The sequence below is a fragment of the Aquibium carbonis genome, from assembly GCF_003970795.1.
GTDB lineage: Bacteria > Pseudomonadota > Alphaproteobacteria > Rhizobiales > Rhizobiaceae > Aquibium > Aquibium carbonis.
On record NZ_RWKW01000082.1, the window covers coordinates 1 to 12,283 of the forward strand.

Sequence of the window (12,283 nt, forward strand, 5' to 3'; positions counted from 1 at the left end):
GGCAATGCCGGAAAGCACGGCGACCATGGCCGCCAGCTACACCACGCGGTGGGACACGATCGACCACCGCGTGGCCGGCTTCATGTACTGCCATCCGATATCGCAAATCATCAGACAGCTTGACCGTCCGTGGCAGCGCGTAGACCAGGTCTTCCTCAGCGACAGCGCGCCTCTCTTTCCTGGCCTTTCGGCGCGCTTCCCTAGCAAGCTGCTCCAGCCGTGCGCCCGACCAGCCACTCGTCCTCGCGGCGATACGCTCGAGCTGCGAAACCTCAAGTGGCGCGCGTAGATGAAGCTTCAGGATAGCTGTTCGGGCCGAAAGATCTGGAAGTGGGATCTCCACGTGCCGATCCAGCCTTCCCGGACGTAGGATGCCCGCGTCGATTACGCCTGGGTAGTTCGTTGCACCGACTACAACCACGCCTTCCCGTCCAGCCGCACCATCCAGGCATTCTAGGAAGCCGTTGATGACTTCCCTGCAGTACTGCGCGTTAGTGGAGGTGCTCTCGATACGTTCTCGATCGCCGAAGGAATCGAGTTCATCTACGAAGAGAATCGAAGGCGCGGCCTGCCTCGCCTCGTCGAAGGCTTTCCGCATAGCTTTCAACAGATCTCCCATGTGGCCCATGGACTGCCATCGGGCCAGCGAGCCTAAGATGACAGGCACGCCGCAGGTCTTTGCAAGCGCCCTCGCGAACGTGGTCTTCCCCGTGCCGGGAGGTCCGGAAAGCAGAACGCCGCGGTCGACATCGTCCCAGGAAATGCGCCCTTCCCTCCAGTCGACCAGATCAGCCGCCAGCTGACGGCCCCATTCCTCGGCTGCCCCCATGCCTGGGAGGTCGTCGAGACTCAGGCGCTCGTCTGCGGACTCGGTTGCCTTCGATGACTTTGGCTCACGCAGCTTGGCAAGAATGCTCATGGACTGCGAAACTGTCCGTCCCTGCCGGAAGGCTCCGGCCAAATCGATCAATGGACCTGCGGCGGCAGATGCGGCGTCCGCAGGCTTAAGCCGAATGCCCGTGCAAGCGCGAACAGCCTCCTCCACGAGTCTCGCGTCCGGCCAGCCGACTTCCGCCACGAGGTCGGCGATGGCTTCGAACTCTTTTGGAAACGACTGTCTGTCAGTCACGAGGACGAACGAGCGCCTGCTTTCTACGGCTTCTGCCAGTCCGGGGGCCGAACGCTTCTTCTCAAGCTCCAGCGAAATCGTCGTGACCGACGCTTCTCGCTGTCTCCCATATGAATGCGAGTAGCCGTATGCAAGCCGCCGAGCTGCTTGGTCATACCGCTCGATGTCCTTCCGTTCGGTAATGACCAAGCCAATGACAACAGGTCTGTATGCAGCGACTTGAGGAATGCTCCGGCAGGCCCGCTTCAGCTGTGCGTATGCGATGAAATTCCCCACATCGTTGCGCAGATCGCGCCAGTAATTCTCCTTCTTTGGCGTTACACCAGCTTTCTGGAAATAGGCCTTCTTCGTCATTTCGAGTCCCGAATTTGAATTGCGTCGCTGGCTATCGTGAGAACTGACGGACGATGGTGCTCGGCCCGATGGGCGCTTCGTCAAGTTCGACTGCGAGAAACCGATGGAGGACGAGAGAGGCGAGTCCCGCTATCGGCAGAGTCTCCCTGAAAGCAGGCAGACATTCGGCGACGGTGAGAGTGCCCGATTCCTCAAGCCCGGCCAGCAAGCGAATTCGGTCTCCGAGAGCGCACCGCCAGCGAGCATACCGGAGTAGATCCTTGGCGTTGCCCAGACGATGACCTCTCCTTACCTCAAGCGAAGTCCAATGGTGGTAGTCATAGCCTCGTTCTGACGCCTCTCGGGCTGCCCAATCGGGTGGGGGCGCCGGTCCAACGTCAAGGAGGGTATGACGATCGCCTCTTCGAACATGGAAGTCAGGCAGGTGCTGATACTCATCACCTCCTAACGCCAACGGTAGGCACGACCAGGCGTCCACGTCGTCATCAAGGTCGAGGAGGCAACCAGCGTCACGAGCCAGTTGGCTACGAAAGGCAGGTTCGCCTTTACATCGAACCATTCCGCGCGGCGGATAAGACCTGGACACGGCTTGGGCGCGGACTTGAGACAGGGAGACCAGAAGCGAAGATGCGAGCGCCGACATGGGTCACTCCTCGATACGCGATGAGCCTTGCCCGCGTTTCGGCAGGCGGCGGATCGATCAGCGTATGAGGAACGAGCTTCGGTTCATGAAGCGAACGAATAGAGAACGAATGACGTGGCGTCAATAGCTGGACCGAGATCTATGGTCATCGGCCACATTTCCGCTTCGGGACCTTCCAGCCTTCCTTTAGTTCATTCCGGCCAAGCAATGTGGCAGTCCATCTGAAAGACACCTAGCAAAGACGAACTTTGCCTCCTCTTCGGATCGGTCGATGCAGCCAAGGTCCCTAAGCCACCGTGCTGCCTCTCAAGAGCTCGTCAGTCATGGCTGTATGCCAAAAGCACCTTGAGGGGCGGTACCTTGGATGACTGTGCACCCTAAGGATACGTTGGCTATAGGCTCTGAAACTGCCCGTGAAAATCAGTTTCATATTTGTAGAGGCAACAGGGCGCCAACGGCTGATCAGGGGTGGTTTTCTGCCTGTCCGCTTCTAGCCGATTTCTAGCGAAAGCGGACATGGCTATGCGTGCGCATAGTCGACGTCGAACCCTGCATCATCATCAACACGACCCACAGCAGATGAAGACGTGGTTCTTTGGGTTAAGTGCAGGAGAAACCGCGTGCACTAATCGCTGCTGAACAGCGCTTCTCCGACATCGCTGAAAGAGGGCGTTTGTAGAGTACGTCGATGTCGTTCTCGTTGGCCCAACCCGATTTTCGTGATGATCCGTGTTCGGCCGCCCCATGAGCTCCTTCCGCCGAAATGCTCTAAACGCTATATGCCATCGCACTATAGAACTTGGCGAGCCGCTAAAACGGCGTCTCAACGCTGGCCCGTTCCGGTCCCGCGCCGACTGTGGGAGGCGGAAGTGCGTGAGGAAGTTCAGCGCGAGAAGATCGGCCAGCGCTTATTCGGTGACGCTGCCGTGACTCGAGATGCAATGCCGCTGGTCACGCGGCTGGCCAGCATCGGCGCCGACGAGGAACTGGTTGACGAACTCGCCGGCCTTATCCGCCGCGCGGGTTCTCTAATCTTGCAGCGGCCGGAGCCAAACGATCAGGCAGCTCGGGACGGCTTTCTGGACGCGCTTCGCACGGCCCTTGGTGTCCATGCGCCTCATGTTGATCTTCAGACCTTTGATGCAGCCGTCGCTAGCGTTCGTCATGCCGAGGAGGGATACTTCAGAATCCTTGGCGCCCTTGAGCGCAGCCCAATCTTCAATCATCCAGCGCCAGCTCGTTTGAGCGCCGCTTTCTCCCGCGCAGAACAGCGACTGGCCGAAGTCACAGGTATGATGGAAGACGCGCTTGCTTCCGGCGCGCAGTTCTCCGTGCCCGGCGGCATCAGCATGACCGACGAGAACGGAGAGCCAAGGTCCTTCGACGCTCTTCTCACCTCAATCGTCGAAGGCTTAAGCGGCTTCCTAAAGATGGAGGCTTACAGGGGCAGGTTTTTCACGAAGGCGGGATGGGTGGAACTACCGGCGCTTCCGGTGGCGACGCAGGAGGATCTGGGTCTCTATGGCCCATGCGAGGCGTTGGGGATTTTCTGGCAGCGTTGGGAACGGCTTCACCGGAAAGCCCTGTTCGGCGACCAATCGATCGAGGTTCTAACGGGCGGGACTTTGCCGCCGAACCTCTCGCCGCGGATCACCCAAGTCTTCACCCGTCCCGCCGATGCCAACTTTGTAGACTGGGCGGCGAACGAACGGGCGCTCGACAGGCAGGGGATTGCGCACTGGGATCTGGTCACGACGACGAATGTCCAGTCTGCCGCCAAAGGCATCTCGGGGACCCTCGCCGCTCTTCCAACAGAGTGGATCGGCGACGAGGAAGTCGCTCAGACCTTATCCCTAAGCGAAGCCGTCGGCTTCGATATCACTCAGGACACGAGCCGGCACGCCGGCCTGATGTTATCCGAATGGGTACGCGGTTACATGGCCTTGGACGCATGGGCTAAGACGAGATCGGACATGACGGATCCGATCCTCCGCACGAGCCGTCAGGAACTGGTCGACTTGCTGACCCGGTTGTCCTTGGCGGCAGCCCAGGCCGACGCCTTCCTCGACGCGGTAAGCTTCGGTCGCAAGTCGCGGGACCTGTGGGACACGCCGATCGTTAGAACGAAGACCGACTGGCTGGTTGTTGGTGCCGCTGTCTCAAGCCCTCGCCTTGCAAACATTATCCCCTCGCTGCTGGCCTCAATGGAGGTGCAGATCAAGCGAAAGGGGCCGGCTTTTGAGACGCGTGTGCTCGAGTTTCTTTGCAAGCAAGGCCTCGATGCCCGCGCCGTCACAGCGTGGCGAGATGGTGCAGAGTATCAATATGACGCCCTCGTGGGCTGGGGCGACAAGCTTCTCCTCATCGAGTGCAAGAACAAGGGGCTATCCGGCAACGACCCTGTGCGGGCCTACCATTTCGTGCAGGGCCTGGAAGATGACATCAAGCAGGTGGAGCGGCTCTTGCAGGGTTTGGAGACTTGGCCTGAGATAGTCACCGACAATTTCGGCACCGACGCTGCTGGCCTCGCGATCGTGCCAATTCTCCTCCAGAATGAGACATTCCAGCTTCCCGGTCCTTTCGAGGGTGTCTACATCTACGACTGGTCAGCGCTGAGTAGGTTTTTTGAGGTGCCATACTACCGCTTGGCTCACACCCACCAGATTGCTCCGGGCCAGAGCTTTCTGAACCGCGTCGCGGTCAAAAGGATCTGGTCCGGCGAGGTGCCGACGGCCGACGACCTCATTGCCGAAATGGACGCCCCGCTCCAGCTCAAGATTCTCGACCAAGTCGCGGAAGTCGTGCCAAGCGTCTTCCCGCTCGACGAGAACACTCTAGCGTGGGATTGGTCGATTATCCGGCATCCAATCACGGTCGAAGCATACGCGACCGCCTGTGGTGTCGATCCGGCACCCATTGTCGCTCAGCTAAAGAAGATTGATGACGCCTACCTAGCGGCAAAAGCCAATGGGTTTCGAGGACTCACACCGAAGTTGAGCAAGCGCGCCCAGCGTCGTCAGGCAGGCAAAGATAGCGCGAGATGACGATGACACGGCGGGTCGGTAACCAGAGCGGTTGCCTAACCGGCCGCGGTATTAGGTTTGAACTACACCCGTAAACTGCAGCTGATACGCGATGGACAGCCCGCCGATCACGGCTAGTCTCACCGAAAAGCTCTCCTCCGCCCTTGGCCAGACTAGGCGTAGCGCTACCTTGGGCAACGGCACGGAGTTCGCCGCCTACTACGCTGGTGACCTCGTCCGTGACGGATGCTCCTATGAGAATCTCACGCCGTGACAGAAGGCCATGGTTTGCATTCGGGACACAATCCGCCTTCAATGGATGTCAGAAAGGGGGTCGACACCTGCCGGTCTCCGGCACAGCGCGCCGCGTGCGCCTGAATAGCTCGCACTGGGTGGAAAGGAGACTGTCTGTTCTTGAGATGCGCACGACTACTTCGCGCCTGAAGGAGACGTTCCCTTGAACGAAAGCCTCTGCTACCAAGTCGATGAGTGGGCAGTATGCGGTTCGACTTGCCCCACAGAGCGCGTCCCAACTTTTGCTCGGCCGCGAACCATTTAGCGATCCGAAGAAGATGCACTGTGAAAGACGCGATAGGTGTGAAAATTAGTCCAATAATCATTGAAGCGGATACTTAGTCTCTGTATTCACAAAGGGGACCTCAGCATCGAGCTTCCTATGTCCTACGAGATTGATTTCCTGCCAGTGGGGGACAGCAATGGCGATGCCATCTGCCTTCGCTACGGCGACATTCTCGGTGGCTCGCGAAACGGCTTCGTCATCCATGTCATCGATGGCGGCTACACCGATACCGGCCAGACCATCGTGGATCACCTCAACGCCTACTACGCGCCCAATGGCTACATCGACCACATGGTCCTTTCCCATGCCGACAACGACCACGTTGCGGGACTCATCACTGTACTCAAGGCATTCCAAGTCGGACACCTGTGGATGAACCGACCGTGGCTCTACACGTCCGTAAGCGCGATTTTCTCCGCACGTTGACGCCGCCTTTCGGGATTCGGATTTGGGAAAGCGTCGCGTTGGATCAGGCGGCAGTGGTGGTTTTGGGGAAGTTGAAGGGCAGCAGATCGGTGATATCGGCGTCGTCGGCACGCTGCGGCAATTCGGTGAGGACGTGGCGCAACCAGGCTAACGGCTCGACGCGTGCGGCGCGGCAGGTCAGCATCAGACTGTAGACGACGGCACTGGCCCTGGCTCCATCCACGGTGTCGCTGAACAGCCAGCTCTTTCTGCCGGTGGCAAAGATTCTGATATCGCGTTCGAGAAGGTTGTTGTCGATCGGCATCCTGCCGTCTTCGACGTAGCGCGTCAGATATTCCCATTGGTTCAAGGTGTAGGACACGGCGTCGCCGAGCTTGCTGTCCGGCAAGACCTTCGGGGCGATTTTATCGAGCCATTCCTTGAGGGCGTTCAGAACCGGAACGCTGTGTCTCTGGCGAAAGCGACGCATGTAGTCGGCCTGCGTTTCGCCGTCATCCGGTTTTTCGTCCCGCGCCTGCCTTTCAACCCGATAGAGCTGTTCGAAGAACCGGAGCGCCTGTTCCGGCGGACCGCCGCCTTTCTTCCTCGCCTTGAGGGCATCGACAAAGCGCCGTCTGGAATGGGCCATGCATCCAAGATGGGTTGCCCCTTCCAGCGTGCGCCAGGCGGAATAGCCGTCACTCATCACTATGCCGCGGTAGTCGCCGAGGAAGGTCTGCGGGTGTATCTGGCCGCGGCCCGGCTGATAATCGAGCAGCACGATCGGCTCGTCACTGTCCTCGCCGCTGCGATAGGCCCACATGTACGAGGTGCTGGCGGCCTCTCTGTCCTTTTCCTTCAGCACCTGGACCATCGTCTCGTCGCCATGGATGAGGGGTTGCGATCTCAGCCGCAGCTTCAGGGCGTCATAGATGCGGGAGAGATGCTTTTCGCTCGAACCGATCACCCAGTGGCCGAGAGCGCCACGGCTGACAGGAACACCTGCGCGCGCGAAGGCCTGTGCCAAGCGGTAGAGCGGTGTGCCGTCGACGTATTTGTGAATGAGCGCGAAGGCCAGCGTCGAGGCTGTGGCGATGCTGCCCGGCAAGGGCTGTGCAGGCATCGGCGCGATGACAATCGGCGTGTTGATGCCGGTGCGGTCGCAATTGCGGCAAGCATACTTGAACCGCACATTCTGCAGGACCTTCGCCTTCACCTCGATATGAAGCTGCTCGGTAACGGTCTCGCCCATGCGATGCATCCGGCCGGCGCAGCAAGGACAGGCCTTCTGATCGTCGGGAAGGTCGTACTCGACGCGCTCGCGCGGCAGGTTTTCCGGAAGCGGTCTACGGCCGCGCTTCTTTCCCGTCGCCCTCTCGATCGCCGGCAACCCTGTGTCCGGCAGGTCGACGATACCGCCATCTTCGCCGTCGGCTTCATCCTCATCGGCAACCTGTTCGGCTTCATTGAAGATGCGATCAACGTGCTTTTCACTGCGTGGCGCAAAACGATGCAGTCGTGCAAGCGCCAGCTCTTCCTCGAGCTTGACAACGCGTTGCGTGAGCTGACGGTTCTCCGCCTGCAGCGCTGCAATGCGCGCCATCAGCTCTTCGACAGTCGGTTCGCCGGTTCGATTCATCGGATTCTTGAATCGAAAGCATGCCGCCGCGTCAACATCGGAATTCGAGAGCTGTCAGCCGGCAACCTGATATTGCCGCACCGGATGGCGGACCATCGCATCGATATCGATGCCGTCGAGGATCCAGTGCAGTTGCTCGGTCGTAAGCGTGACCACCGCTGCTTCGCGGCGCGGCCATCGGAACTTGTCCTCGGTCAGCCGCTTCAGGACCAGCACAAAACCCGATCGATCGAAGAACAGGAGCTTCATACGGTCGCGACGGCGATTGCAGAAAGCAAAAACTGCTGGAGCAAATGGATCGAGCGCCATCGTCTCCTGGACCAGAACCGCAAGGCTGTTGATCCCCGCCCGGAAGTCGATCGGTTCGCGATGCAGGTAGACTTGAAGATCAGCGCCCAGTCTGAACATGACCCAACGCTCCGATCACCGCGCTCACCGACCGCTCGTCACCGCATTCCAGCATCAGCGTCACCCCGTTCGGCAGCGATGCGCTCACCTTGGCCGGACTGGAAAACAAGCCGCGCGCCTCAGATTTCGGAAGCCGAGCTCCCGGCTCGTCGGACCGCAAGTCCAGCAATCTGTCCTGCCTCGTCACAACCTCATTCGCAGTCCCTTCAATCTCAACCGGGATAAACGCCGGCGTGGAAGGTGGCGCAATCACCGCCGTTTCCTTTCTCGTCAGCCGGTGCTGGCGTATCCACTTCCACAGAAGGTTCGCATTGACCCCGTGATCCAAGGCAAGCTGAGCAACCGACGCTCCGGGCTGCAAACAGCTTTCGATCAGACGCGCCTTCGATGCCGGATCAAACGTCCGCCGCCCACTCGGATGCACTGCCGTCACCCGCAATTTCCGCCCGTCATCTTCCATAACCTGGTGTCCACCTCATTTTGGTGGACACCTCATGCCGCAGCAAATTCAACCAAAAAAGGTGCGGAGAAATTCGCGCTTACACACGTCCGACACCATCAACGCCTTTCACGGCAACTACACTGAACAAGGGCTGCGGGCGGCGATCCGATCCGAGTACCAGCTGCTCGCCGACTTGGAAGACCTGGCCATCAGCAAGGGAACGCAGGTGCACGAAGCCTTTGCTGGAACGCAGATCGGTGCCTTCCGCGTGCTGGCGCCGGTGAAGGACCGCTACTTAGAGCTGATCCCGCAGTTCAGCCGCACGCCCATCAGCTACGTGGCGCCTGACAAACCGAGGGGGCTCGCTCGCTACTTTGTCGAGGCAGCCAAAGCGATCGCTTCCTTCTTCGAGACTTGGGGCACAGATCAGCTCGATGAACATCCGCCGGCATGCACACCAGCCAACGAGTCGTGTCTGGTGCAGCAGGCTACCCTGAGCGGCGACGACATTCTCCTCACCGCCGACGCGGGCCCTATAGCGCTCGGCGAAGCGGCGGACATTGCCGCCTACTTAGGAACCTTGAAGATCCCCAAGATCGTCCAGGTTCCCCATCACGGCAGCCGCAGAAACGTCACCCCCTCGGTCCTCAACCGCTGGCTGGGCGGGATAGTGTCTGAGGGAGTGATCGTCGGCCATGCCTATTGTTCTGTGGGCAGGAACAAGCCCCAATACCCGCGAAAACGCGTGCAGAACGCCTTTCTACGACGCGGCTACGGTGTGGTTTCTACCCGCGACACCTGGAAGCGCCATCGCTCCATGGACTTGCCCCGGCGGCCTAACGAGGTCCCTGTGGCGCATGAACCGTTCGTCCCATACTTTGAAGAATAGGGCAGATGGACTTCCTCGACGCTTACATCATTCGCGCCCGCCTCTTCCCGGCCATCCTCGCGATCTCGCCGTTCATTGCGTTGATCGCCGTGACTGTGTCCTGGGACACGTTAAGCCTGCCGCAGGTCATCACCACAGTGGCAGTCGGGGTACTTTTTTTCGCCTTCGCCGACCTAGCGCGACGGATGGGCAAACGGACTGAAAAGAACATCTTCAAGGCGACCGGCGGGATACCGAGCAACACACTCCTGATGCGCTCCGACAAGACCTTTGACCCGACCACTCAGGAGCGCTACCGAAAGTTCGTCAGTGAGCTGATCGGCGAAAGAGCTCCAACAGCCAAGCAAGAAGCTCAGGACCCCGCCGCCGCTCGCGCCTATTACATCAGAGCTGACAACTGGCTGCGCGAAAACACGCGCGATCACGGACAGTTCAAGCTGCTCTTTGAAGAGAACGTCACCTATGGGTTTCGTCGAAACCTCTATGGCATCAAGTGGGCGGCGCTAGCCCTGAACCTCGCGGTACTCATGGCCTGCGGCGTCATCCTCTACCTCGACAAATTCTCAGCCGACACGCTCAAGCAGGTGGCGATGATCGGTGCGTTTGCCGCGGTACACGCACTCTATTTTTTCTTTGTTGTGACGCTCAGAAGTGTTGTGGCTGCATCCGATCAGTACGCTCGCCAGCTGATCCTAAGTTCGGAAACGCTGGCCAAGAAGCCGGTAATGTCCAAAGAAAAATCTTAGGCTCGATCCGCACGCAGTGACCCAGTCATAGCAGTGCCAAACGAGGGTCCGTTTTGATCTAAATGGCAGACATAGATCACGCCGGTCGCCAATGACCGAAATGGGGTCGAAAGCTGACCAGGCAAAGTTTGCCCGTGAAGCGGTGTCATAGCGGTGGCTCACCAGCGAGCTTCTCACTTCCGGCCGGCCACGTTCCAGCCTCCTCGCCAAGCTAAGGCGCCTGCACCTGGGAACACCAGCCGATGCAGCTGAGATAAATTCCTTCGAAGACGTTTCCGGAATATCTGGCATTTTGTCAGCCAATTTCAGCGACTGTCAGGGCCCTTCATGTAGCCCCTTCTCGTGAGGGGTAGCCAAATGAACTTCCACAATACTGATGCACTTGACGCTGTTGAACCGCGACTGCCCGTTGTTCCCGAGGATACAGATGTCGACACCCGGCTAGGCAAGATCGCGCGGCGGATTCAGGTCCTTCAGACGCGCATCACTAAGGCCCATCTCGAAATAGCCGAATTGGTTGATGCAGAGGCCGCCCGACTGCCCGAGCGGCGGATGAAAAGGTTTTTGAGTGCTGAATGCGGCATTAGCTCATCCGAGGCAAAGACATACCTTTCAGTCCGGTCATCGCTGCTGGTTGATGGCGCAGCAGAGACGGTTGTCGAACACCGATTATCCTTTGGTGTCATTCGTGCTCTCGCCGCCGCGGACCCATCAACGAGGGAGACCGCTCTGTCGCGGCTTGCCGCGGGAGCGCCCATTTATGAAAGCAGTATCGGCCGCATCCGGCGACAGCTTACCGAACAGAACCTCGATGCGGAGGCGAAACGCGAGATTGCCCGACGCAAGGCCCTAGACGCTGCATCGAGAAGTCTAGCGGCTCGCCGTATCGAGACCTTCAAAGGCGACTTTCTCCCGTTTGCGCGCACTCTGCTCGATTTCTACCAAGGCGAGATGCCGGACGGGGTAAACATGACGTTCGCATCTTGGTTGGAGGAGACTGCACAGTATCTGAAAACTGCGGCTGCGGCATGCGTGGCGCGCTTTGTAGACACGTTCGATACCGCCAACCTTCCCGCGCCATGGTTGTACGATTTCCACGGTGTTCCGGACGAGGCCGTCTCTCTTGCCCGTGCCCTGGATGCCCTTCGCGACCTTATGGAGGGACGCTTCCAAGACTGGGACGAGGAATACAACCGTCCGCAGGATCCCGAGCACGACTATCTCGATCGGCGCATCGTAGAAAGTGTCGTCTGGCTTTTCGAAGAAGTGGAACTCCCCAGGAGGAAAGCAATTTTGCCTCCGACCCAGAGATCCCACCTTCTAGGGGAGCCGTCCGTCCGTCTCGCGTCGCTTGAAATCTGCGCCGGCGCAGGTGGTCAGGCTATTGGCCTACACGCCGCGGGTTTTGATGCCATTGGGATCTATGAACGCGACAAATCGGCCGTGCGGACGCTAAACAGAAACTACCCGCTGGGACCTGTCCACCAAGCTGACGTCTCGGCAATCGACTTCAGAAAGTATCTCGGTCGGGTAGACTTGGTCGCGGGAGGCGTACCCTGCCAAGGCCATTCCAGCATCGGTCATCAGAAGGGACGTGAAGATCACCGAGACCTCTTTCTCGAGGCGGTCCGCGTCGTGAAGGAAGTGCAGCCCCGGGCATTCTTCTTTGAGAACGTGCAAGGATTCAATTTCACCAAGAACGCCGCGTATCGCGCTGAACTCTACGATCTCTTCGCTGGGATGGGATATGACAGCAAGGTCTTCAGCTTCTATGCACACGACTACGGGCTTGCCCAAGCACGTCCAAGGGTCGCCTTCATCGGGTTCCGGGACGGGGTTCTGGATCAGTTCCGGATGCCGCCCGTCCTTACCCCTACACCTGTTAGTGTCGGGACTGCCCTGCATGACCTAGTCGCCGCTAACGGCTGGAAGGGAGCAGCGAAGTGGGCCGAGACGACTGCCAAGATCGTGTCCCACCGCGTGGTGTAGCTGGCGGCCATGGTCGCCGTGCTTTCCGGCATTGCC

General features: G+C 59.3%; 9 protein-coding genes. 5 read left to right on the forward strand and 4 right to left on the reverse strand.

Translation table 11 applies throughout. From position 1 onward, the window contains the following. A partial coding sequence (locus EJC49_RS19520; protein ID WP_148106316.1) for an AAA family ATPase occupies positions 1 to 1,483 on the reverse strand: 1,483 nt, incomplete at its 3' end. A 1,512-nt stretch (positions 1,484 to 2,995) separates the two neighbouring features. On the opposite strand from EJC49_RS19520, the gene EJC49_RS19530 reads away from it, so the two are divergent. Both EJC49_RS19530 and EJC49_RS19535 read left to right on the forward strand, forming a co-directional pair. After that, positions 2,996 to 5,170 carry a hypothetical protein gene (locus EJC49_RS19530; RefSeq protein WP_126701616.1) on the forward strand — a complete coding sequence of 725 codons (2,175 nt, stop codon included), beginning with the start codon at positions 2,996 to 2,998 and terminating at the stop codon, positions 5,168 to 5,170. A 655-nt stretch (positions 5,171 to 5,825) separates the two neighbouring features. Next, positions 5,826 to 6,155 (forward strand): MBL fold metallo-hydrolase, encoded by a 330-nt coding sequence (locus EJC49_RS19535; protein ID WP_126701617.1) that lies wholly within the window; start codon positions 5,826 to 5,828, stop codon positions 6,153 to 6,155. Positions 6,156 to 6,198: 43 nt separating this feature from the next. On the opposite strand, the gene tnpC is transcribed toward EJC49_RS19535, so the two are convergent. The 3 genes from tnpC to tnpA are packed head-to-tail and all read right to left on the reverse strand — an operon-like array spanning position 6,199 to position 8,641. Further along, positions 6,199 to 7,773: an IS66 family transposase gene (gene tnpC / locus EJC49_RS19540; protein WP_126701618.1), complete on the reverse strand. Its 1,575-nt coding sequence runs from the start codon at positions 7,771 to 7,773 to the stop codon at positions 6,199 to 6,201. Positions 7,774 to 7,827: 54 nt separating this feature from the next. Continuing rightward, positions 7,828 to 8,181, reverse strand: coding sequence for an IS66 family insertion sequence element accessory protein TnpB (gene tnpB / locus EJC49_RS19545; protein ID WP_126701619.1), 354 nt, complete (start codon positions 8,179 to 8,181; stop codon positions 7,828 to 7,830). Continuing rightward, positions 8,162 to 8,641 carry an IS66-like element accessory protein TnpA gene (tnpA, locus tag EJC49_RS19550; RefSeq protein ID WP_126701620.1) on the reverse strand — a complete coding sequence of 160 codons (480 nt, stop codon included), beginning with the start codon at positions 8,639 to 8,641 and terminating at the stop codon, positions 8,162 to 8,164. Before tnpA ends, tnpB begins: the two co-directional genes overlap by 20 nt. A 34-nt stretch (positions 8,642 to 8,675) precedes the next feature. On the opposite strand from tnpA, the gene EJC49_RS19555 reads away from it, so the two are divergent. The 3 genes from EJC49_RS19555 (at position 8,676) to EJC49_RS19565 (ending at position 12,247) form a co-directional block, all read left to right on the forward strand. Continuing rightward, complete coding sequence (locus EJC49_RS19555) at positions 8,676 to 9,512, forward strand: ComEC/Rec2 family competence protein (RefSeq protein ID WP_126701621.1); 837 nt, start codon at positions 8,676 to 8,678, stop codon at positions 9,510 to 9,512. 5 nt (positions 9,513 to 9,517) lie between these two features. Next, positions 9,518 to 10,258, forward strand: coding sequence for a hypothetical protein (locus EJC49_RS19560; protein WP_126701622.1), 741 nt, complete (start codon positions 9,518 to 9,520; stop codon positions 10,256 to 10,258). 357 nt (positions 10,259 to 10,615) lie between these two features. Then, positions 10,616 to 12,247, forward strand: coding sequence for a DNA cytosine methyltransferase (locus EJC49_RS19565; RefSeq protein WP_126701623.1), 1,632 nt, complete (start codon positions 10,616 to 10,618; stop codon positions 12,245 to 12,247). The last annotated feature ends 36 nt before the right edge of the window (positions 12,248 to 12,283 follow it).

Excerpts from the sequence above, each read along its gene's own strand:
- EJC49_RS19535 (WP_126701617.1), top strand. The coding sequence starts at position 5,826 with ATGTCCTACGAGATTGATTTCCTGCCAGTGGGGGACAGCAATGGCGAT.
- EJC49_RS19565 (WP_126701623.1), top strand. The coding sequence starts at position 10,616 with ATGAACTTCCACAATACTGATGCACTTGACGCTGTTGAACCGCGACTG.
- tnpB (WP_126701619.1), bottom strand. The coding sequence starts at position 8,181 with ATGTTCAGACTGGGCGCTGATCTTCAAGTCTACCTGCATCGCGAACCG.
- tnpA (WP_126701620.1), bottom strand. The coding sequence starts at position 8,641 with ATGGAAGATGACGGGCGGAAATTGCGGGTGACGGCAGTGCATCCGAGT.
- EJC49_RS19560 (WP_126701622.1), top strand. The coding sequence starts at position 9,518 with ATGGACTTCCTCGACGCTTACATCATTCGCGCCCGCCTCTTCCCGGCC.
- tnpC (WP_126701618.1), bottom strand. The coding sequence starts at position 7,773 with ATGAATCGAACCGGCGAACCGACTGTCGAAGAGCTGATGGCGCGCATT.
- EJC49_RS19555 (WP_126701621.1), top strand. The coding sequence starts at position 8,676 with ATGCCGCAGCAAATTCAACCAAAAAAGGTGCGGAGAAATTCGCGCTTA.